Below are 21,790 nucleotides of genomic sequence, written 5' to 3'. Positions count from 1 at the left end.
GAAAGGGGCCCCGTAGGGCTACGTGCGGCGCCGTGCGGTCAGGCGTTCACCTCCACGAGCCGCTTTCCGTCGAGCGTCTCGACCTCGAAGTGGTCGATCTGGCCCCGGTCGAAGGCCGCGCCCCCGTGCACGTACAGGGGGCTCTTCGCGTTCGCGTTCGCACTGTCGTCGATGCCGTAGCCCCATTTCGGAACGGCCCAGGTGGTGACCGTCTCGCGCTCGCCGTTCTTGCCGACCGCGACGAGGGAGCACTTCAGGGGGCCCTTGACGTTCTTCAGTTCCAGGACCGTGTGGGTGCCCCAGGCCTTCTTCTCCATGCCGATCGTCGCCGTGACGTTCGTGGTGGCGTCGGTGGCCTTCACCTTGTCGGGCATGTGGTTGAAGAAGGCGTCCTTGGCGGGGCTGGTGGAGTGCGGCTGGGCGACGGTGTTGTTGCCGCCGTCGTCCGTCACCGCCAGCACCGTGAGCGGGCCGCCGATGATCAGGGCCGCGGCGGCCGCGACCAGGTAGAGGCCGCGCCTGCGCTTCTTCGCGCGGCGGCGGCCCAGTTCGTCGGCGAGGGACTCCGCGAGGCGGGGGCTCGGGCGGGCCGCGAGGGAGTCGCCGATCTGCGGGGTCGGCTCGCGGGGTGCGCCGCGCTCGGCCGGCAGGTCGGCGAGGGCGGCGAGCATCGGCTCCATGCCCGCGAACTCCTCAAGGTTCCGCGCGCACCGCTCGCACGTCGCCAGGTGTGCCTCGAAGGCGCTCGCCTCGATGTCGTCGAGGATGCCGAGCGCGTAGGCGCCGACGGTCTCGTGCACGTCGCCCGCCTGCTCATGGCCGAAGGGACCGTACGATCCGTGGCCCGTCGTCATGCCGTCACCCCCCGCTCCTCCAGCGCCAGCTTCATCGAGCGCAGCGCGTAGAAGACCCGCGAGCGCACCGTGCCGCTGGGGATACCGAGCGTCTCGGCCGCCTCGTTGACCGTACGTCCTTTGAAGTACGTCTCCACGAGTACTTCCCGGTGGGCCGGGGTCAAGTCCTCCAGCGCGTCGGAAAGGGTCATCAGCCAGAGCGCCTTGTCGATCTCGTCCTCCGCGGGGATGACCTCCAGCGGCGACGGATCGACCTCCTGCGGCCGGGCCTGCCGACTGCGGTGGCCGTCGATGACGATGCGCCGGGCGACCGTCACCAGCCAGGGGCGTACCGAACCGGTCGCTCGGTTGAGCTGTCCGGCGTTCTTCCAGGCACGGATGAGCGTCTCCTGTACGACATCCTCCGCACGCTGCCGGTCCCCCGCCACCAGTCGGAGCACATAGGCCAGAAGCGGCCGTGCGTGCTCGGCGTAGAGCGCGCGCATCAGCTCCTCGTCCGGCTCGGGGGGCCGGGGAGCGCGATGTCGGGCCCGGGGCGGGCGTTCATCGGCCACGGCGGAATCCTTGCGCACGCCTACCTCCGGTGTCCCCTGTTCGGCCATGTCTCTCGGCTGGGCTCACGGGAGGGATACGCAGACGAACTCACGGATGTTCAAAGGGAGTTACGAAACCCGACTCACGCCCTCGCCAGAGCCGCCGCCCTGCGCCGATGTCTGGCCACCCGTTCCCGGTTGCCGCACACCTCGCTGGAGCACCAACGGCGCCTGCGACCGCGCGACATGTCGAGGTAGATGATGGGGCAGTTGTCGCCCTCGCACTGGCGCAGGGAGCCGCGCACGGTGGGGTCGGTGAGGAGGTCGATGGCGTCCCGGGCGACGGCCGCGAGCAGGGCCGGGCAGCCGGGCTCGCTGTGCAGGGAGCGGACGAGGGCGCCGTCGGCCGCGCGTACGGCGCGGGGTGCGGGCGGGGCCGCGCGGGCGAGCAGGTTGACCCGTTCCAGGGCGCCGGGGACCGGGCGGCCGGAGAGTTCGCCGCGCACCAAATGGGCCACGTGGCCGCGCAGTTCACGGAACGCGGCGAGCCAGGCGGGCGAGCGGTCCGGCAGCGCGGCGGCGTCCGGGACGAGCCCCGCGCCGACCAGCCAGGCGCGCAGCAGGTCGGGGCTCGTGAGGCGTTCGTCGGGGTGCGCGGTCGCGACGAGGTCCAGGCAGAGACGCCCGGAGTCGAACCGCAACTCGTAGGGGGCAGGGGCAGGCGGGTGGGGCCCTGTGGGTACTGCTGCCATGCCCTCTACAGTGCCCGCCCACGGGCGCGGCCGGAACCCCCGCTGCCGGAACCGGAGTTGACGGCCTAGGACCGTCCGTACGCCGGGGGATCGTCGTGGAGGATCCGCTGGAACAGGACGTGGTCGCGCCAATCCCCGTTGATGTGGAGGAACTTGGGCGCGAGCCCGAACCGGACGAAGCCGCACTTGGCGAGGACGCGCTGGGACGCCTCGTTGTCCGTGAGCGTGCCCGCCTCGACACGGTGCAGGCCCATCTCGTCGCGGGCGGCCCGGCAGGCCTCCTCCACGGCGGCGGGGATCAGCCCCCGGCCCCGGTAGTCGGCGTCGACCCAGTAGCCGAGGCTGGCGCTGCACAGGGGGCCGAGGTGGATGCCGCTGAGCGCGACGCGGCCGACCACGCGCCCGCCGGCGGCCCGGTCGAACAACAGCCACAACGCCCCGCCCGGCTCGGCGATCCGCTCGGCCTGCTCCCGCGCCGTGTAGTACTCCTCGGAGCGGTACGGCTCCCACGTCTTCATGAACTCCCGGTTGCGGACCACGGCGTCGGCCAGCGCCTGGGCGTCCTCGGGAACGGCGCGGCGGAGTTCAATGTCGGGGCTGATCAGCATGCCCGTACGGTACGCGGCCCCCTGGACGCTCGCGCATGGGGTTGCGCGGCTCGACGATGTCGGGGCGGCACGGCCCGCGGCTTGACTGGGGCCATGACGACATCGACGCGTTTCACGGGATGGGTGCTGGGGGCGGCCACGGTCGCCACGGGCCTGGCGGCAGGTTCGTTCTACGTGTTCGCGTGCGCCGTGATGCCCGGCCTGGCGCGCAGCGGCGACCGTACGTACATCGAGGTGATGCAGAACATCAACGACGTCATCCAGAACCCGGTGTTCTTCCTGAGCTTCATCGGAGCGCTGGTGCTCACCGGGTACGCGGCCTGGCGGGTGCGACGTCAACGGGGGCCGCGCGGCTGGGTGTTCGCGGCGCTGGCCTGCTACACGGTGGCGTTCCTGCTGACGATGACGGTGAACGTGCCACTGAACGACGCGCTGGCCGCGGCCGGCTCCCCCGCGGAGATCTCCGATCCGGCGCGGGTGAGGGAGGATTTCGAGGGGCCGTGGGTGGCGTGGAACGTGGTCCGGGCGGTGCTGTGCACCGGGGCGGTGGGGTGCCTGGTTAGGGGGCTCCGATCAAGCCCCTGCGGCGATTGAGCAGCGGGGTATGGGGCAGAGCCCCAATCTTTGGGCCCGTCCGGCGCTCGCTCCCGGGGCTCCGCCCCGGACCCCGCTGCTCAATCGCCGCAGGGGCTCTAAATGTCCGCGTACTTCGCGTCCGCCGCCGGGTCCAACGCCAACCGATACCCCCGCTTGACCACCGTCTGGATCAGCTTCGGTGTCCCGAGGGACGACCTGAGCCGCGCCATCGCCGTCTCCACCGCATGCTCGTCGCGGCCGGCGCCCGGCAGCGCGCGGAGCAGCTCCGCGCGGGACACCACCCACCCGGGGCGCCGCGCCAGCGTCCGCAGCAGTGACATGCCCGCGGGCGGCACCGGGCGCAGCTCGTCGTCCACCACCACGGCCTGCCCGCGGATCTGCATCTGGTGACCCGCGATCGGCAACGTACGCGCGCGTGCGGGCAGTTCCTTGCACAGCAGCTGCACCAGGGGGCCGAGCCGGAAGCGCTCCGGCTGCACCGTGTCCACGCCCCGCGCCTGCAACGGCACCGCCGTCACCGGGCCGACGCAGGCCGCCAGCACGTCGTGGTGCAGGGCCGCCAGCAGCTCCGCCTCCAGGCCCCGCTCCTCCGCGCGACGCAGCAGCGCCTGCGCGGCGGGGGCCGAGGTGAACGTCAGCGCGTCCACGCCACCCGACACCGTGGCGTCGAGGAGGCGGTCGACGGGCCCTATGTCCTGCGGCGGGAGCCAGCGGTAGACGGGCACGCCGACCACCTCGGCGCCCGCCTCGCGCAGCGCCTCCACGAACCCGGGCAGCGGCTCGCCGTGCAGCTGCACCGCGACGCGCCGCCCCTGGACGCCCTCGTCGAGCAGCCGCTCCAGGACCTCGGCCATCGACTCGGACGAGGGCGACCACTCCTCGGTGAGGCCGGCCGCGCGCACCGCGCCCTTCACCTTCGGGCCGCGCGCGAGGAGCTCGACGCCGCGAAGGCGCCCGAGCAGGTCCTCGCCCAGGCCCCAGCCGTCGGCGGCCTCGACCCAGCCGCGGAAGCCGATGGCGGTCGTGGCCACCACCACGTCCGGCGCGTGGTCGATCAACTCCTTGGTCGCGACGAGGAGTTCACTGTCGTCCGCGAGCGGCACGATCCGCAGGGCGGGCGCGTGCAGCACCGAGGCGCCGCGCCGCTGGAGCAGCGCGCCCAGTTCGTCGGCGCGGCGCGCCGCGGTGACGCCCACGGTGAAGCCGGCGAGCGGCCCGTGGGCCTGCTCCGGCCTCGTGGCCTGCTGCGTGGCCTGCTGTTCCTCGTCCATGCTCGTTCTCGCCCCGCTCGACGTGTCTCCCGTGCGCCGGACACACCGGCGCATCGTCCGAGCCTGTCAACGCTCCGTGTCGGGCCCGGATCAACGCTATTGCGTACGTGTTACGGGGGCCAAATGTCACACCTCCGCGTAGCTGAGCTGCGGCTGTGCCTCCGTCGTGGAGCTCGCGACGGTGCGCGAGGCCGAGCGGCGAAGGTATACGGCCCAGGTCACGGCGAAGCACACGGCGTAGAAGGCGAGGAAGGCGACGAAGGCCCCGGTGCCGGTGCCGGCCGTCTGGAAGGACTGCCGGAACGCCAGGTTGATGCCGAGCCCGCCGAGCGCGCCGACCGCGCCGATCAGCCCCATGGAGGCGCCGGAGAGCCGCCGCCCGTACGCGGCCGCTTCCTCGCCCGTGAGCCCCTTGGCCAGCGCCTTCGTCTGGAAGATGCCGGGGATCATCTTGTACGTCGACCCGTTGCCGAGCCCGCTCAGTACGAACAGGGCGATGAACGCGACGGAGAACAGGGCCAGCGACTTCTCGACCGAGGCCAGGATCACGACGGCCGTGGCGAGGGCCATGCCGACGAAGTTCCACAGCGTGATGCGCGCGCCGCCGTACTTGTCGGCGAGCTTGCCGCCGACGGGCCGGATGAGCGAGCCGAGCAGCGGGCCGATGAAGGTGACTCCGGCCGCCTGGAGCGGCGTACGGCCGAACTGGGTCTGCAGGACGAGACCGAAGGCGAACGAGTAGCCGATGAAGGAGCCGAACGTCCCTACGTAGAGGAACGACATGATCCACGTGTGGGCGTCGCGCACGGCCTCCTTCGCGGCGCCGGTGTCGTTCTTCACCGTCGCCAGGTTGTCCATGAACAGCGCGGAGCAGACCGTCGCGACGACGATCAGCGGGATGTAGATGCCGAGCAGCACGCGCGGCCCGCCGCTCGCTCCGATCACGGCGAGCGCGACGAGCTGGATGACGGGGACGCCGATGTTGCCGCCGCCCGCGTTCAGACCGAGCGCCCAGCCCTTCTTCCGCAGCGGGAAGAAGGAGTTGATGTTGGTCATGGAGGAGGCGAAGTTGCCGCCGCCGACGCCGGTGAGCGCCGCGCACCACATGAAGGTGGTGTACGAGGTGCCCGGCTCCATCACCGCGAACGCGGCGACCGACGGCACAAGCAGCAGGCTCGCCGACATGATCGTCCAGTTGCGGCCGCCGAAGATCGCGACGGCGAACGTGTAGGGCACGCGCGCGAAGGCGCCCACCAGCGTCGCCATCGACACGAGGAAGAACTTCCCCGCCGGATCGATCCCGTACTCGGGTCCCATGAACAGGACCATCACCGACCACAGGGTCCAGATGGAGAATCCGATGTGCTCGGAGAGGATGGAGAAGGCGAGGTTGCGCCGGGCGACCTTCGCGCCCGTCTCCTCCCAGAACACATCGTCCTCGGGATCCCATCGCTCGATCCAGTTCCGGCTCCGGGTCTGTTCCTTGGGGCCAGGCATCTCACGCCTCCAGGTCACGGTTCGCGTCTGTGTGACCGAAGGTAGGGAGGCGGGATTTCCGCTTCGTGGCGCGAAGTGACCACGGGGGAACTTTGCGCTCACCTGGAGGGCGGGGCGGGGGTGAGGCCCCTCCTGGCGCCTCGCCCTCCTCCTGGCGCCTCACCCTGCTCCGCCTACTTGCGCCGCTTCCCGGAGCCGCCGCTCCGGCGGCCGTCCGGCCACAGGCGCGGTCTGCGCTTCGCGGCCAGGTCCTCGACCCAGCCGGTGGCGACGATCGCGAGGCCGATGAGCGGCCAGATGAGGACGAACGACCAGAGCATGTACGTCGAGTCCAGCGCCGAGCTCAACTTGTCGTCCATGAACGGCAGTTGGTAGAGCAGGTCGATCAGCGGGAACGTCGCCATGATGAGCAGGTTGTGCCAGAGGTAGATGGTGACGGCTCTGTTGTTGGCCAGGGTCACGAGGCGGTCCCAGCGCGCGAGCCGGCCGGGCAGCTGCTGCCAGGACGGCGCGTACTGGAGCAGGATGACGACGAACCCGAGGGACCAGGTCGCCTGCGCCAGCGGGATCTCGTTCAGGTCCCAGCCCTCTTCGCTGAGATGGCCCGAGGCCCACCACAGGCCGAAGCCCATGAGCAGCGCGGCGCCGGACACCGCGGCGTAGCGCGGCACCTTCTGCAGCACGCCCTCCTGGTGCGCGAAGCCGAGGACCCAGCAGCTGCCGTACACGGCGAAGTCGGTGACTGCCTCCCCGGTGCGGCCGGGGATCTCCACCAGGCCCGTGCCGATCACGGCCGTGAGGGCGAGCGGCGCGCACAGCGTCGCCCACGGCAGCTTGCGGAACGCCTTGAGCAGCAGCGGGGACGCGAGCACGAACCACAGGTAGGCGCGCAGGTACCAGAGCGGGCCGATGCCCTGCTCGGCCCACGTGGTCTCCAGGAAGCCGGGCGGGTTGGCGATCTCCCACGGGTAGGCGGGGGCGCCGATCGGAATCACATAGTTGACGATGCCGAGCCAGCCCCAGGCGCCGCCGCCGGTGTCGGGGTCCTTGCCCGGGTTCCAGCCGCCGATGAACAGCAGGGGCAGCACCAGCGCGCTGAACAGCCACATCGGCGGGAGGAGCCGCCGCAGCCGCCCTCGTACGACGCTCAGCGCGGGCCTGCTCAGGGAGCGCGCCATCAGCGATCCGGCGAGGGCGAACATCACGCCCATGGACGGGAAGACGACCGAGAGCCAGACCCAGCCGAACAGGTGGTAGGCGACGACCCGGACGAGTGCGACGGAGCGCAGCAGGTCGAGGTAGCGGTCCCGGCCGGGCTTCTTGGGCGCGGGCGCCACCTCCGGCAGCGGACTGTCCGCCTTCGGCAGCGGACTGTCCGCCTTCGGCAGCGGGCTGGTGGCGTCGGCCCGCGGGAGCACTTCGGGAAACCGGGCGGTCGCCTCGGCCGCCACTCCCCCGGTGGACACGGCATCGGTGAGCACCGGGCCGCCGCCGGGGCCGCGGGGCGGCGTCGCGCCGGTCCTGCCGGGCGGCACGGCCGGCCATCCGGCCTCGGAGACACCCAGGGGGCGGTCCCGCTCCGGCTTGGCGAACCAACTCCCCTGCGCCGAGGGCCCGTTCGCTCCCTCGCCGCTTCCTCCGTTCGTCGGCTGCGTCATGCCACCGGCCTCCGCTCGTCACCGGAGACGGAGGACGTCCGCTGGGGCGGCACCCGGCCGCCGGGGCCCGCGCCCACCACGCCGGTGCGGCGCAGCTTCTGCCAGCGCAGCCGGCCGCCGGTGAGCGCGGTGATCCAGGACTGGAGCAGCACGACATACATCAGCTGCCGGTACAGGAGTTGCTGGAGCGGGAGGGATATCAGGTGCGTCATGCGTTCCTTGTCGAGCCGGAAGGCGTACGCGGCGCAGACCGCCTGGATCGCGAGCACGCCGAACCAGGCGCCGACCGTCTTCTCCGTCGGACCGAACACGAGCCCGTAGAGGAGGAAGATGTCGATCAGCGGCGCGAGCAGCGGGGCCAGCACCATGAAGAGCGAGACCAGCGGCAGGCCGACCCGGCCGAAGCGTCCCGAGGGGCCCTTGTCGACCAGGGCCCTGCGGTGCTTCCAGATGGCCTGCATCGTCCCGTACGACCAGCGGTAGCGCTGCGACCACAGCTGCTGGACGGTCTCCGGGGCCTCGGTCCAGGCGCGCGCCTTCTCGGCGTAGACGACGCGCCAGCCGTCGCGGTGCAGCGCCATCGTGACGTCGGTGTCCTCGGCGAGCGTGTCGTCGCTCATCCCGCCGACGCGCTCCAGGGCGCTGCGCCGGAAGGCGCCGACCGCGCCGGGGATCGTCGGCATGCAGCGCAGGATGTCGTACATGCGGCGGTCGAGGTTGAAGCCCATCACGTACTCGATGTGCTGCCAGGCGCCGATCAGCGAGTCCCGGTTGCCCACCTTCGCGTTGCCCGCGACGGCGCCGACGCTGGGGTCGCCGAACGGCTGGACCAGCTCGCGCACGGTGGCCGGTTCGAAGACGGTGTCGCCGTCCATCATCACGACGAGGTCGAACCGGGCGTTCGCCAGGCCCCTGTTGAGGGCCGCGGGCTTGCCCGCGTTGTGCTGCCGGATGACGCGGACGCCGGGCAGCCGCATGTTCTCCACGATGCGGGCCGTGCCGTCCGTGGAGCCGTCGTCGATGACGATCACCTCGATCGGCTGCTCGCTCAGCGCCAGCGAACGGACCGTGTTCTCGATGCACTTGGCCTCGTTGAAGGCCGGTACGAGAACGGAGACCGGTTCGGTGACCGGCGGCCCCCACGCGAAGTTCTTGCGGCGCACCCTGCGCGCGTGCACCGCGGACAGGATCAGCATCAGGCCGAAGCGTGACATGACGAGGACGCCGATGACGGCGAGCCCGACGACGAGGACACCGGTGATGTTCTCCGAGGCCTCCACCGCGTAGACCCACGCCTTGCCCTTCCACAGCTCCACGCCGCTGACGGGCGTGTGCGCGCTGGGCATGCCGAGGGCCTCGGTGAGGTTCGCGAACTTGTAGCCGTCGTCCTGGAGCCCGGGCAGGAAGCGGTCGAGCGCGGCGACGGTCTGCGAGCGGTTGCCGCCGGAGTCGTGCATCAGGACGATCGCGCCCTTGCCGCCCTTGGGCGTCGCCCGCTTGATGATCTCGTCGACGCCGGGACGCTTCCAGTCCTCGCTGTCCGTGTTGTTGACGACCGTGATGTAGCCGCGGCTCGCGATGTACTCGGTCACCGGCCAGGACTTGTTGTCGAAGGCGTCGGAGAACGACGAGTAGGGCGGGCGGAACAGCGACGTGCGGATACCGGCCGCGCCCTCGATCGCCAGCTGGTTCTGCGCCAGCTCCCAGTCGATGCGGCTCTTGGACTGGTAGGAGAGGTCCGGGTGGTTGAAGGTGTGCAGCCCGACCTCGTGCCCCTCCGCGACCATGCGCTGCACCAGGCCCGGGTAGCGGGAGGCCATGGTGCCGGTGACGAAGAAGACGGCGTGCGCGTCGTGCTTCTTCAGGACGTCGAGGACCTTCGGCGTCCACTCGGGGTCGGGCCCGTCGTCGAAGGTGAGCACCAGCTTCTGGTGCGGTATTCGCGCCGTGTTGATGTGGTTGTCGCGGGCGTCGATGACGGGGCCGCCGCCGAGCACCCGGTGCGGCACCTTGTCGATGGCGGCCTCGGGCTGGACGCGGTGGTCGGCGAGGATCTCACTGTGCACGTAGCCGCGCAGCATGAGCATCACGATCATCGCGACGAGCAGCAGCGAGGGCAGCAGATAGCGCAGCGGGAGGCGGCGCCTGCGGGCAGCGGCCGGCGCGTGGCGTGGGCGGTCGGACATCTACAGGACGCTGCTTTCCAGGGGCGGGACAAGGGGCGCCACCAGCGGCGCGGTGAGCAGGTGCGCGAGGGCGCCGTCGGCGAGGGTTCCCGAGCCGTCGGCCCCGGTTCCTGCTGCCGGTTCGCTCGCGTCGTCGCCGGGCGTCGTCGACGGGTCGGCGGAGTTCCCTCCGGTCGGCTCCGTCGTCGGCTCGTCGGTGTCGTCCGGCTCGGTCGGCCTCGTCGTGGTCGACGGCTTGCCGCCCGTGGGCCTGTCGGACGGCGAGGTGCCGGTGGACGGCTTCTGCGACGTACTGGTGCCGGTCGACGGCGCCACGCTCGCGCCGGGCGCCGCGGAGGTGCCCGGCACGGCGCTGCCGGAGGCGCTCGGCCCCGGGGTGGCGCCCGGCGATCCGGACGACGAGAGGGACGGGGACGGCTCGGACGACTCGGTGCCCACCTTGCCCGCGCTCTTGCCCTCCGCGGGCATCGGCAGCCACGGCGCGTCGGAGTTCCCGGAGAGGACGGTGACCGCGATGACGACGGCGTAGACCGCGACGGCAAGGCCCGCGGCCACGCCGAAGCGGCGGAAGTTGCGGCCGCGGCGCCCCGAGTCGTCGACGAAGACGGGGAGTTCCTTGTCGTCGGCGCCGGGCTCACCGGCCCCTTCGCCCCCGGGCGCGCCGGGTCTCGCACCTGGCGTGGCACCCAACTGGCGCCCGGTGAAGTCGAGTTGGACCGTCACCTCGTGCGGGTCATGAGTCGGCCCGGACAGGCCGTCTTCTCGCGAGTTCTCCACCGTGCGCACATCCCCCCAAGGACACGTTCATGAGTGCGTGGGCGACGCCGCGGGGCTTTCACCGACCGAACCGGGCCCCCACCCGATCCGAGCGCCCCCACTATCACATCGCACCCAAACCCAGAATGTAGCGCACACCAGTGACACTCACGCACACACCTCATTCACGACTCCCCATAATCTGCACATCTGCGGCTGGAATCCATGCGTCCGCGGGCCGTTCCAGCCACCCGTTCTCGGCCGCGAGGGCGGTCGCGGCGGCCCGGAGTGCCTCAATTCCGGGGTGTTTACGCCCCTTTCGCCACACGAGTGACACAGGCGACAGCGGCACCGGGTCGACGAGCGGGCGCAGCACCGACCCCGGCATGGCCGGAAAATCCACTCCGGTGAGGACCGGATTTCGGTATTTGTCCATGATCCGGCGGAACTCCTTCTTGCCGATCGCGAGCGGCGCGGGAGGCGCGACGCGGATGCCCCGGCCCTCGAACAACAGGCGGGCCAGATCGGTCCATTCGGGCGTGCGGGGGTTGCCGGCGCCCGCATAGACCGTCTCACCGGCGAGCCGGCCCAGGGGCACGGCGTCGAGCGCCACCAGCGGATGGTCCTCGGGCAGCATGATCGCCATCGGCTCGTAGCGCACGGGCTGTTGGGAGAGCCGCGCGCGCACGGCCGGGTCGAGCCCGGCGAACCGGCCGAAGGACACGTCGAGACGGCCCGCGAGGAGTTCGGCGGCGGCGCCGGTCAGGCCGCTCTCGTAGCGGGCCATCAGCTCGTGGTCCGGGGCGAGTTCGCGGGCGCGCGCGAGCACCCGCTCGTGCGCGAGACCCGGGCTGTTGACGTCGACGAGCAGCGGCCGGCCGGTGGCGGCGGGCCCGGTGAAGGCCGCGAGCAGCTCGTCCTGGGCCGCGATCACGCGCCGCGCGTGCGGCAGCAGCCGGGCCCCGTCCGCGGTGAGCGTCACCTGCCGGGTGGTGCGGCCGAAGAGGTCGACTCCCAACTCCCGCTCCAGGCGCCGGATGTCGCGGCTGAGCGCCTGCTGGGCGACGTAGAGCCGGGCGGCGGCGCGGGTGAAGTGCAGCTCGTCGGCGACGGCGAGGAAGGCGCGCAGCAGGCGGGGTTCGACGTTCGCTGGAGACATCGGGCGAACTTACAACGCAGGCGCGTGAAAACTAACAACACAGAGGCGTGAATCGGCACCGAGTAAGTGTTGGACCCCGCCCGTGACCTGCGGCGATGCTCTCCACATGCCCACAGCCGCTTCTGTCGCCGCTTACACCCGCCTGTTCGCCGTCCCCGGCGCCCGCGCCTTCACCCTCGGCAACCTCATCGCCCGCTTCCCGTCCGGGATGTTCAGCATCAGCGCCGTGATGCTGATATCCGGCGCCCGCGGTTCGTACGCCCTCGCCGGGGCGCTCGGCGCGACCGGACTCGTGGCCGGCGTCTTCGTCGGCCCCTGGCTCGCGCGCCAGATCGACCGCCGCGGGCAGGCGCAGGTCGCCGTGCCCGCGACCCTGGTGGCGGCCGGCGGCGTGCTCGCCCTCCTGCTGTGCGTACGCTTCGACGCCCCTGACTGGGCGCTGTTCGTGGCCTATCTGCCGACGGCCGCGACCCCCAACACCGGAGGGATGTCGCGGGCCCGCTGGGCGCACCTGCTCAAGGACGAACCGCGGGCGCTGCACACGGCGAACTCCTTCGAGCAGGCCGTCGACGAGCTCTGCTACATGCTGGGCCCGGTCGTGGCCGCCTTCTTGTGCAGCGCCCTGTTCCCGGAGGCGGGCGCCATCGCCGGAGTGGTGCTGATGGTGAGCGGCATGCTCCTGTTCGCCGCCCAACGATCGACACAGCCGCCCGCCCGGCCGCGTACGGCGGCAACGAGAACACCCCTGCGCGCCCCCGGGATGCCGCCGCTGCTGATCGCGTTCCTCGCGACGGGCGCGATCTTCGGCTCGCTGGAGGTGGTCACGGTCGCGTTCGCGGACGCACAGGGCCACAAGGCGTGGGCGGGCGTCGTCCTCGCACTGCAGGCGGCGGGTTCGGGAGCGGCGGGCCTCGTCTACGGGACGCTGAAACCGTCGGGCCCGGCCGCCCGGCGCCACCCCCTGTGCGTCGCGGCGATGGCGGCGCTCATGACGCTCCCGCTGCTCGCGGCCTGGGGCACGGGTTCCCTGTACGTCCTCGGGGGCGCGCTCCTGATCGCCGGAATGGCGACGGCGCCGACGATGGTGACGGGCATGACCCTGATCCAACAGCGCACCCCTGAGGGCCAGTTGAACGAGGGGATGACGCTCGCCGTGACCGGCATACTCGCCGGCATCGCCTGCGGCTCCGCGACCGGCGGCGCCGCGGTGGAGCACTGGGGCCCCACCGCGGCGTACACGGTGCCGGTCGCCGCGGCGGCGACGGCACTGCTGCTGGCGCTCTACGGCTACGTACGACGTCCGCGGCAGGCGCAGCCGTAGCCGTAGCCGCTCAGCACGTGGCCGGCTTGCGCCACGAGCACTCCAGGTCGCCGTCCCGCTCGGCGGCCGGCACGGCGCGCGTGGACTTCGGCACGGCGGCCGTCGCCTCCTTCGAGGTCGACTTCGCGAGGGTCACGACGATGGCGTCCTCGAGCGGCTTCACGGAGTCGACGAGGTAGTTGTTCTGGACGACGCTGTAGACGAGCAGCCGCCCGTCGGCGTCCTTCACGTACCCGGACAGTGCCGACGCGCCCGTCAACGACCCTGTCTTGCCACGGGCGTTGAGAGCGGCGGGCGTGTCGCACATCCGGCTCCGCAGCGTCCCGCCGACGAACCGGTCCGGGTCGCAGGCCACCGGCAGCGACTTGTACCAGTCGGCGTACCAGGGCTCGTCCTGTACGGAGAGGAGGAGGTCGGCGAGCTGCCGGGCGGCGAAGTTGTCCTTGCGCGAGAGCCCGGACCCGTCGACCTGCCGCAGCTTGGTGGCGTCGACCCCGGCGCCCTTCAGATAGTCGGCGACGGCGTCGATTCCGGCACCCCAACTCCCGGGTTTTCCGGTCGCCTTGTACCCCATGGCCTTGGTGAGGGACTCGGCGTGCATGTTGTTGGAGAGCTTCATGAACGGGATCAGCAGGTCCTTCAGGGGCATGGACTCGTGCGCGGCGAGCCGCTTCGCGCCCGCGGGCGTGGCCCGCCCCAGCTTGGTACCCCCGCCGACCTTCACCCCGTGCGCGGCGAGCGCGTCGCGGAACACGGCGGCCGCGTACCCGGTCGGCTCCCACACGGTCACCCACTCCTTGGTGGTGTCCCCGCCCACCGGCACGGTGCCGCTCACGGTGATGGTGTTGGTCCCGTGCCGCCGCTCGACGGCGACGGTGTCCTCGCCCCCGGCCCCTACGGTGGACGCCTCCATGTCGATGTGCACGTAGCGGTTCTTCGGCGTGACGCTGACGGCGGGCTCGTCCCCCGCCTTGGCGCCGGGCTTCACCTCGACGATGACGGTCCCGGTGTCGTAGTCGGTGTCCGGGGCGACGCTCAACGCGCTGATCTGGGCGGCGTAGTACGAGGACTCGTCGTCGCCGCCCCAGGTGTCACCGATCCGGTGGTCGTCGAACCGGGTGTCGTCGGCGACAAGGCGTCCGCTCACCCGCTTCACACCGGCCGCGGCGACGTCGGCCGCGAGCTTGTCGTAGTCGGCGGCGAGGGTGGTCGGGTCCCCGGTGCCGCGCAGATACAGGTCCCCGTCGAGCACCCCGCTCCGCACCCGCCCACCCGCGAGCACGTCCGTGCCGAAGCGGTAGTCGGGGCCGAGGACGCCCATGGCCGCGGCGGAGGTGGCGAGCTTCGTGTTGGAGGCGGGCATCAGCCGCCCGGTCGGATTGTGCTGGTACAGGGTCTCCCCGGTCTTCGCGTCGGCCACGACGACGCTCGCCGCGCCGCCCTCCATCCGGGCGTCCCCGAGAATCGTGTCGATCGCCTCCGGCAGCCCGCCGGGGGTGGATTCCGCGCCGGCGGGCGCTCCCCAACTCAGCGTGGCGGCAACGCAGACGGCTACGGCGGGCAGGGCCCATCTCGATCCCTTACGTCTCCTCATGCCACAGGAGCATCCCGGAAGCGCAGGGCCCCGCCAAGACCCACTACTGAGCCAACGACCAACGACAAAGGCCCGACCGTGTGAACAGTCGGGCCCGTATCGCATGGGATGAAACGATGGTGGAGATGGCGGGAATCGAACCCGCGTCCAACGGTGCAGCAGCAGGGCTTCTCCGTGTGCAGTTCGCTTCGATTTTCTCGGCCCCGGTGATCACGCGAACAAGTCACCGACGGGCCCAGCCACTGTTTGATTTCCTTTTCCGCCCCGTGGCCGGACGGAAAAGTTTAGTTCCCTAGATTATGCCAGGATCCGGGCCGGGAACACTCCCGGGCTGACACCCTTTTAGGGTCCTTCAGTCGCTGTTATTAGGCAGCGAGGGCGAAGGACTGGGAATCGCTCTTAGAATTGGCGATTATTGGTTGCGACATATGGTTAACGAGATCATTGCCGCTTCCTCGACACGCTTCCCCTGCTTCGACATCCGCTGTCGAAACCGATCATCCCCATGTGGATTTTTCAAAGGTGGACCTTGCGGTCCGTGGGCCTTGCGACCCGTGGATCTTTCGATCCGGCGTCCCTGCGTGAGGAACAACCCCATCGTACGTGACCAACGCACGACGATGCCAGCGTATTCCTGACGGACGGGCGTCAGCCCATCCGCTCGTTGTTCCGCTGCCGCCGCTTCGCCGCCGCGATCGCCCGGTCCGAGTCCCGCCGGTCCTGCTTCTCGCGCAGCGTCTGCCGCTTGTCGTACTCCTTCTTGCCCTTGGCGAGCGCGATCTCGGCCTTCGCCCGGCCGTCCTTGAAGTAGATCGCCAGGGTCACGATCGTGTGACCCGTCTCCTCGGACTTCGACTCCAGCTTGTCGATCTCCTCGCGGTGCAGCAGCAGCTTGCGCTTGCGGCGCACCGCGTGGTTCGTCCAGGTGCCCTGGTTGTACTCGGGGATGTGGGCGTTGTGCAGCCAGGCCTCGCCCCTGTCGATCTGGACGAAGGCGTCGGCCAGCGAGGTGCGGCCCTGCCGCAGCGACTTGACCTCCGTGCCGGTCAGCACGATGCCGGCCTCGTAGGTGTCCATGATCAGGTAGTCGTGGCGCGCCTTCTTGTTCTGCGCGACCATCTTGCGCTTGCCGTCCTTCTTGTCGGACGACGCCCCCTTTTTGCCCTGCTTGGGCTGGGACTCCTTCGGTACATACATTGCCTTGGCCATAGTGCTGACCATTTTCGCACTACGAGGGGGCCCCGAGGCCAGTCAATACTGTCTCCGCCCGCCGCAGCGTGTCCGCCCCGGTCTCCAGATCGGGGGTGATGCCCCGGCCGTCGACCGCGCGGCCCGAGGGAGTGCGGTAGTGCCCGACGGTGAGCTCCGCCACGGAGCCGTCGGGCAGTCGGCTCGGCATCTGGACCGAACCCTTGCCGAAGGTCCTGGAGCCCACGACGACCGCGCGGCCGCGGTCCTGCAGGGCGCCGGTGAGCAGCTCGGCCGCGCTCATCGTCCCGCTGTCGACGAGCACGACCACCGGTCTGGACGTGTCGGCACCTCGCTGTGCGTGCAGGGCCCGCTGCGCCCCGCGCACGTCGTACGTCGCCACGAGCCCGCCGTCGAGGAACGCGGAGGACGCCCTGACCGCCTCGGTGACCAGTCCGCCGGAGTTGCCCCGCAGGTCGAGCACGACGCCCGCGCGCGCGGGTGCCGCGGCGACCGCCGTGCGCACCTGGTCGCCGACGCCCTTGGTGAAGGCGCTCACCTTCACGAGCGTCGCGCCGTCGGGCAGCTGTGCGGAGGTGACGGAGTCGGTCGACAGGTTGGCGCGGCGCAGGGTCTCGCTCCACGCGCGCGTACCGCGCTGCAGGCCTACGTGGACGGGGGTGCCCGCGTGCTTGCCCCGCAGGAGCGCGAGGACCTCGGTGACGGGGTGCCCGGTGACCGGCTCGCCGTCGACCGCCGCGATCCGGTCGCCCTCGCGGATGCCGGCGCGCTGCGCGGGCGATCCCTGCCGGACCTTGGAGACCCGCACCGACCCGTCGGCGGTGCGGCGGGCCCGCAGGCCGATGCCGGTGTACTCGCCGTCGAGGGCCTGCTCGAACTCCTCGTACTCGCCCTGCGAGTAGACGGAGCCCCAGCGGTCGCCGCTGCGGCTGACGGCGTCCTGGGCGGCCTTCGTGGGCGACTTCCCGTCGGCCATCGCCTCGGCCGCCGCGTCGCTCGGATCGGTCGGTCCCGCGATCGGCTTCTCGTGCGCGGCGACGAGCGAACTGTCCGCGTTCTCCGTGGGTTTTCGGTGCTCCCCCGGCCAGGAGCCGGTCGCGGCGCCCGCGGCGAGGACCGTCATGAAGATCAATGTCAGGGTCGCCCCGCGGCCGATACGGCGGGGCGTGGAGTACAGCTCCGGACCTGACATGTCGGTGAGTCTAGGACAACCAAGGGCGCCGTACGGGCCGTTGACCCGCACGACGCCCCGTGGCGCGAAGGACTCTCGTCACACCTTCAGATACTTGCGCAACGCGACGAACGCGGCAAGCGCCGGCATCAGCACACTCACGGCGAGGATCAGCGGCAGCTTCGTCAACACCGAGTCCCAGCCGATGAAGTTGATGAGCTGCAGCTTGTCGGAGAGCGCCACTCCGTTGTCGATCACGAAGTACTGGCCGGCCGCGAGGAACACACAGGCGATGCCGCCGCCGATGAGTCCGGCGACCGCGGCCTCCATGATGAACGGCGCCTGGATGTAGAAGCCGGACGCGCCGACGAGCCGCATGATGCCGGTCTCGCGCCGGCGGCTGAACGCGGACACCCGGACGGTGTTCACGATCAGCAGCAGCGCGACGACGAGCATCACCGCCATGACCGCGCTGGCCGCGTAGTTGAGGTAGCCGAGCAGCCGGAAGAGGTTGTCGAGCACGCCCTTCTGGTCCTGCACGGACTGCACACCGGGCCGCCCGTTGAACGCAGTCGCGATGACGTTGTACTTCTCCGGGTCCTTCAGCTTGATCCGGTACGACTCCTGGAGCTGGTCCGGCGTGAGCGAGCTGGCCAGCGGGGAGTCGCCGAACTGCTCCTTGTAGTGCTTGTACGCCTGGTCCTGCGACTCGTGCGCCACGGACTCGACGACGGGCAGCTTGTCGAGGTCCCGCCGGATCTCCTTCTTCTGCTCGGTCGTGACCGGGCCCTTGGCGCAGTTCGGGTCGGAGTCGGCATCTCCCTTGTTGCACAGGAAGATCGAGACGTTGACCTTGTCGTACCAGTAGCCCTTCATCTGGTTGACCTGGTCGCTCATGAGCAGCGAGCCGCCGAACAGAGCGAGCGAGAGGGCAACCGAGATGATCACGGCGAAGGTCATCGTGAGGTTACGGCGGAGGCCTACGCCGATCTCCGACAGAACGAATTGGGCACGCATAGCGTCACTAACGCCTTTCGCAGCTTTCTTTTCTCGGTACTTCTCGCGGTTCTGCGGTTTGTCAGTGCTGGTAGCCGTAGACGCCGCGCGACTGGTCGCGGACGAGGCGGCCGTGCTCCAGCTCGATGACGCGCTTGCGCATCTGGTCCACGATGTTCTGGTCGTGGGTCGCCATGATCACGGTGGTGCCCGTCCGGTTGATCCGGTCGAGCAGCTTCATGATGCCGACCGAGGTCTGCGGGTCGAGGTTGCCCGTCGGCTCGTCCGCGATCAGCAGCTTGGGCCGGTTGACGAAGGCCCGCGCGATCGCCACGCGCTGCTGCTCACCACCGGAGAGCTCGCCGGGCATCCGGTCGTCCTTGCCGCCGAGGCCGACGAGGTCGAGGACCTGCGGCACGGACTTGCGGATCTCACCGCGGGACTTGCCGATGACCTCCTGGGCGAAGGCGACGTTTTCACCGACCGTCTTGTTGGGCAGGAGCCGGAAGTCCTGGAAGACCGTGCCGAGCTGGCGGCGGATCTGCGGGACCTTCCAGTTGGATACGCGTCCGAGGTCCTTGCCCAGGACGTGCACCTGGCCGTGGCTGGCCCGCTCCTCGCGCAGCACGAGACGCAGGAACGTCGACTTGCCGGAGCCGGACGAGCCGACCAGGAAGACGAACTCACCACGCTCCACCTCCAGGGAGACATCCCTGAGGGCGGGCCGGGTCTGCTTGGGATAGACCTTGGAGACGTTGTCGAATCGGATCACGGGTGCGCCTCGGTGCATCGGGGGGCGTCGGAGGTAGGTGTGCGTGACCATACGCGAAGCCGCGCACGGAGCGCAGGCGCCGTCCCCCGTTGAGCGTTTTGTCCCGCTGTGATGCCGCATACGGAGCCGGAATTGTCCGCCCAGTACCTGGTCAGGGGCGCTACTTCCAGGGGGACGCGCCGAATTTCCGGGAAGCTGGCACAGTGGTAGGGGGAACGGTTGCGTTTCCCGGAGCGTTGAGCGGAGAGAACCCCAGGGGTGCCCGGTGGCAAGCTCCGCCGCGCGGGAGGAGGAGAAGCGCATGACCTACGACCGATTGGTGTGCGCGAACTGCGCGGCCCCGGTGAGCGAGGGCCGCTGCCCGGTGTGCCGGGCGAATCGCGATCGGCTTCAGCAGCAGAACCCGCTGTCCGCGCTCAGCCCCATGGCGCTGGTCGCTCTGGTGGCGGTGCTCGTGGCAGCGATGGCGCTCCTCGCGCATCAGACGGTGTAGCCGCCGCACACAGACATGCGAAAGGGCCCGGAGCCGATCGGCTCCGGGCCCTTTGCGTGTGCGCGGTACTACGCGGCGGCGCCGCCGCGGTTGTTCGCGAGACGCGGCAGGAGTCGGAAGCCGACACCGCCCGCGATCATCGTGGCCGCACCGATCACCAGGAACGTGGTGCCGGAGGAACCGGTCTCGGCGAGCTCACCGCCGGCCTTGGCGTTGCCGGAGCCCGTGCCGGTCTGCTCGACGGGAGCGGAACCGGTGTCCTGCAGGCTGTCCTTGCCCTGACCCTGCTCGACGGGGCTGTTGTTGCCGTCGGGGTTGGTGTTGTCACCACCGCCGGTGGACGAGCCACCGGTGCTGGAGCCGCCACCCGTGGAGTCGTCGCCACCGGTGGAGGAACCGCCGGTGCCGTTGCCACCCGAGTTGCCATTGCCGCCCGAGTTGCCGTTACCACCCGAGTTGCCGTTGCCGCCCGAATTGCCGTTGCCACCGGTGGAGTCGTCGCCGCCGGTCGTGGCACCGCCGGTGGAGTCGTCACCGCCGGTCGTGGCGCCACCGGTGGAGTCGTCGCCACCATTGCCGCCGGTGGTCACACCGGCAACCGAGCCATCGTCGCCGCCGCTGCCGCCAGTGGCCACGCCGGCAATCGAGCCGCCGTCGCCGCCACCAGCGACGCCGGCGATCGACCCCTCGGTGCCGCCTTCGTCGCCGCCGTCGTCCGCGCCGTCGTCCTCGGTGGGCCAGCAAATAAGGCCGAGCGGGCCGCAGGTCTCGCCGCTCTTCTCGTCGACGGTGGCGGCGGATGCCGCACCCGCGGCGGTCAGCGAGGCACCGGCCGCGATCACCGCGCCGGCCGCTATCCGCGCAACGCGGATCCGCGTCTTCTTGGTCATCTGTCTGCTACCCCCAGTAGCCAATCGTCATTGGAGCAGCGCCAGGGACCGCGTTCAACCGGAGGCAGCAGAGGCCTCGTTCACCCCTCCCCCGTTCACACGCGTCCCACTAATACGCATGCCGCGCGCCAGCCTTTCCACTTTTGGGATCAACGTCAAGGGCGTTGCGCACGCTATGTCCACAATTAAGGGGAGTTGGTCGCCTTACGAACATGTGACTGTGACGTAAATGCCAGGCCAGTCTTCACAAGTACGGCACATTTGGAGTTCGGGGCGGGCAAAACGAAAGGCAACTGCCGCTCCTCGAACGGCAGTTGCCTCTGATTCGTTGAATCCTGGAGTTACTTCTCCTGCTGCTTGCGCCAGCGAATTCCGGCCTCGATGAAGCCGTCGATCTCGCCGTCGAGAACGGCCTGCGGGTTGCCGACCTCGAACTCCGTACGCAGGTCCTTCACCATCTGGTACGGGTGCAGGACGTACGAACGCATCTGGTTGCCCCAGGAGCTGCCGCCGTCGCCCTTGAGGGCGTCCATCTTGGCGCGCTCCTCCTGGCGCTGGCGCTCGAGGAGCTTGGCCTGCAGAACGTTCATGGCCGTGGCCTTGTTCTGGATCTGCGAGCGCTCGTTCTGGCAGGAGACCACGATGCCGGTGGGGATGTGCGTCAGGCGGACCGCGGAGTCCGTCGTGTTCACGCCCTGGCCGCCGGGGCCCGAGGAGCGGTAGACGTCCACGCGCAGGTCCGACTCGTCGATCTCGACGTGGTCGGTCTGCTCGACCACCGGGAGCACCTCGACGCCCGCGAAGGACGTCTGGCGGCGGCCCTGGTTGTCGAACGGCGAGATGCGCACCAGGCGGTGCGTGCCCTGCTCGACGGAGAGCGTCCCGTACGCGTACGGGACCTGGACGGCGAAGGTGGTCGACTTGATGCCGGCCTCTTCCGCGTACGAGGTCTCGTAGACGTCGGTCTTGTAGCCGTGGCGCTCGGCCCAGCGCAGGTACATGCGCTGCAGCTGCTCGGCGAAGTCCGCGGCGTCGACGCCGCCGGCCTCCGCGCGGATGTTGACGACCGCCTCGCGGGCGTCGTACTCGCCGGACAGGAGGGTGCGGACCTCCATCTCGTCCAGCGCCTTCTTGACGGCCGTGAGCTCGGACTCGGCCTCGGCACGGGTGTCCGGGTCGTCCTCCTCCTCGGCCATCTCGAACAGCACGCCGAGGTCGTCGAGACGGCTGCGCAGCGCCTCGGTCTTGCGGACCTCCGCCTGGAGGTGGCTCAGCTTGCTGGTGATCTTCTGCGCCGCCTCCGGGTCGTCCCACAGGGACGGCGCGGCCGCCTGCTCCTCGAGCACGGCGATATCTGCCCTCAGCTTGTCGAGGTCCAGGACGGCCTCGATCGACTCCATGGTCGAGGAGAGGGACTTCAGCTCTTCGGATACATCGACGACTGCCACAGGACAAGCGTAAGGGGTGGCGCAA

20 protein-coding genes and 1 other RNA gene are annotated in these 21,790 nt (G+C 70.3%); 3 read left to right on the top strand and 18 right to left on the bottom strand.

The window, feature by feature from the left end:
• Window positions 1-38 precede the first annotated feature (38 nt).
• From ACOKM3_RS25395 to ACOKM3_RS25380, 4 genes are all read right to left on the bottom strand, one after another.
• The gene (locus ACOKM3_RS25395; RefSeq protein WP_426903339.1) at window positions 39-854 is read right to left on the bottom strand and encodes an anti-sigma factor family protein; all 816 of its coding nucleotides are present in this window, start codon (window positions 852-854) and stop codon (window positions 39-41) included.
• Window positions 851-1,456, bottom strand: a complete 606-nt coding sequence (locus ACOKM3_RS25390) for a sigma-70 family RNA polymerase sigma factor (protein WP_266710860.1) — start codon at window positions 1,454-1,456, stop codon at window positions 851-853. The genes ACOKM3_RS25395 and ACOKM3_RS25390 overlap by 4 nt, the downstream gene beginning before the upstream one ends.
• A gap of 74 nt (window positions 1,457-1,530) precedes the next feature.
• The gene (locus ACOKM3_RS25385) at window positions 1,531-2,139 is read right to left on the bottom strand and encodes a CGNR zinc finger domain-containing protein (protein WP_426903338.1); all 609 of its coding nucleotides are present in this window, start codon (window positions 2,137-2,139) and stop codon (window positions 1,531-1,533) included.
• Between the two features lie 65 nt (window positions 2,140-2,204).
• A complete protein-coding gene (locus ACOKM3_RS25380) occupies window positions 2,205-2,747 on the bottom strand; it encodes a GNAT family N-acetyltransferase (protein WP_426903337.1) in 543 nt (180 codons plus the stop codon).
• A 93-nt stretch (window positions 2,748-2,840) separates the two neighbouring features.
• Here ACOKM3_RS25380 and ACOKM3_RS25375 point away from each other — a divergent pair, with 93 nt between their 5' ends.
• Window positions 2,841-3,341, top strand: a complete 501-nt coding sequence (locus ACOKM3_RS25375) for an anthrone oxygenase family protein (protein ID WP_426903336.1) — start codon at window positions 2,841-2,843, stop codon at window positions 3,339-3,341.
• Between the two features lie 98 nt (window positions 3,342-3,439).
• Here ACOKM3_RS25375 and ACOKM3_RS25370 read toward each other — a convergent pair whose 3' ends face one another.
• The 6 genes from ACOKM3_RS25370 to ACOKM3_RS25345 all read right to left on the bottom strand — a co-directional run bounded on the left by ACOKM3_RS25370 (window position 3,440) and on the right by ACOKM3_RS25345 (window position 11,871).
• A complete protein-coding gene (locus ACOKM3_RS25370; RefSeq protein WP_426903335.1) occupies window positions 3,440-4,615 on the bottom strand; it encodes a uroporphyrinogen-III synthase in 1,176 nt (391 codons plus the stop codon).
• A gap of 126 nt (window positions 4,616-4,741) precedes the next feature.
• Entirely contained in the window at window positions 4,742-6,112 is a 1,371-nt protein-coding gene (locus ACOKM3_RS25365; protein WP_426903334.1) for a nitrate/nitrite transporter, read from the bottom strand.
• Window positions 6,113-6,285: 173 nt separating this feature from the next.
• Window positions 6,286-7,770, bottom strand: a complete 1,485-nt coding sequence (locus tag ACOKM3_RS25360; protein ID WP_426903333.1) for an acyltransferase family protein — start codon at window positions 7,768-7,770, stop codon at window positions 6,286-6,288.
• Window positions 7,767-9,956 (bottom strand): glycosyltransferase, encoded by a 2,190-nt coding sequence (locus ACOKM3_RS25355; protein WP_426903332.1) that lies wholly within the window; start codon window positions 9,954-9,956, stop codon window positions 7,767-7,769. Before ACOKM3_RS25355 ends, ACOKM3_RS25360 begins: the two co-directional genes overlap by 4 nt.
• On the bottom strand, window positions 9,957-10,733 hold the full coding sequence (locus ACOKM3_RS25350) for a hypothetical protein (RefSeq protein WP_426903331.1): 777 nt from the start codon (window positions 10,731-10,733) through the stop codon (window positions 9,957-9,959).
• A 160-nt stretch (window positions 10,734-10,893) separates the two neighbouring features.
• Window positions 10,894-11,871, bottom strand: a complete 978-nt coding sequence (locus ACOKM3_RS25345; protein ID WP_426903330.1) for a LysR family transcriptional regulator — start codon at window positions 11,869-11,871, stop codon at window positions 10,894-10,896.
• A 106-nt stretch (window positions 11,872-11,977) separates the two neighbouring features.
• Here ACOKM3_RS25345 and ACOKM3_RS25340 point away from each other — a divergent pair, with 106 nt between their 5' ends.
• Entirely contained in the window at window positions 11,978-13,192 is a 1,215-nt protein-coding gene (locus ACOKM3_RS25340) for an MFS transporter (protein WP_426903329.1), read from the top strand.
• 10 nt (window positions 13,193-13,202) lie between these two features.
• Here the strand turns inward: ACOKM3_RS25340 and dacB are convergent, their stop codons facing one another.
• The 6 genes from dacB to ftsE form a co-directional block, all read right to left on the bottom strand.
• Entirely contained in the window at window positions 13,203-14,786 is a 1,584-nt protein-coding gene (gene dacB / locus ACOKM3_RS25335; protein ID WP_426903328.1) for a D-alanyl-D-alanine carboxypeptidase/D-alanyl-D-alanine endopeptidase, read from the bottom strand.
• A gap of 117 nt (window positions 14,787-14,903) precedes the next feature.
• Window positions 14,904-15,291, bottom strand: a transfer-messenger RNA (tmRNA) gene (ssrA, locus tag ACOKM3_RS25330).
• A gap of 143 nt (window positions 15,292-15,434) precedes the next feature.
• Window positions 15,435-15,983, bottom strand: a complete 549-nt coding sequence (gene smpB, locus ACOKM3_RS25325; protein ID WP_399233573.1) for an SsrA-binding protein SmpB — start codon at window positions 15,981-15,983, stop codon at window positions 15,435-15,437.
• A 31-nt stretch (window positions 15,984-16,014) separates the two neighbouring features.
• On the bottom strand, window positions 16,015-17,187 hold the full coding sequence (locus tag ACOKM3_RS25320) for a S41 family peptidase (RefSeq protein ID WP_426903327.1): 1,173 nt from the start codon (window positions 17,185-17,187) through the stop codon (window positions 16,015-16,017).
• A 78-nt stretch (window positions 17,188-17,265) separates the two neighbouring features.
• Window positions 17,266-18,183, bottom strand: a complete 918-nt coding sequence (ftsX, locus tag ACOKM3_RS25315; protein WP_426903326.1) for a permease-like cell division protein FtsX — start codon at window positions 18,181-18,183, stop codon at window positions 17,266-17,268.
• 61 nt (window positions 18,184-18,244) lie between these two features.
• The gene (gene ftsE / locus ACOKM3_RS25310; protein WP_266710884.1) at window positions 18,245-18,934 is read right to left on the bottom strand and encodes a cell division ATP-binding protein FtsE; all 690 of its coding nucleotides are present in this window, start codon (window positions 18,932-18,934) and stop codon (window positions 18,245-18,247) included.
• Between the two features lie 301 nt (window positions 18,935-19,235).
• Here ftsE and ACOKM3_RS25305 point away from each other — a divergent pair, with 301 nt between their 5' ends.
• Entirely contained in the window at window positions 19,236-19,427 is a 192-nt protein-coding gene (locus ACOKM3_RS25305) for a hypothetical protein (protein ID WP_426903325.1), read from the top strand.
• A gap of 68 nt (window positions 19,428-19,495) precedes the next feature.
• Here the strand turns inward: ACOKM3_RS25305 and ACOKM3_RS25300 are convergent, their stop codons facing one another.
• Window positions 19,496-20,317 (bottom strand): hypothetical protein, encoded by an 822-nt coding sequence (locus tag ACOKM3_RS25300; protein WP_426903324.1) that lies wholly within the window; start codon window positions 20,315-20,317, stop codon window positions 19,496-19,498.
• Between the two features lie 341 nt (window positions 20,318-20,658).
• Entirely contained in the window at window positions 20,659-21,765 is a 1,107-nt protein-coding gene (gene prfB / locus ACOKM3_RS25295; RefSeq protein ID WP_426903323.1) for a peptide chain release factor 2, read from the bottom strand.
• Between the last annotated feature and the right edge of the window lie 25 nt (window positions 21,766-21,790).

This window comes from Streptomyces nidicola (assembly GCF_050106155.1).
Classification (GTDB): domain Bacteria; phylum Actinomycetota; class Actinomycetes; order Streptomycetales; family Streptomycetaceae; genus Streptomyces.
The sequence above is the reverse complement of the archived record's forward strand: the minus strand, read 5'-3'. Positions and strand labels throughout refer to the sequence as shown.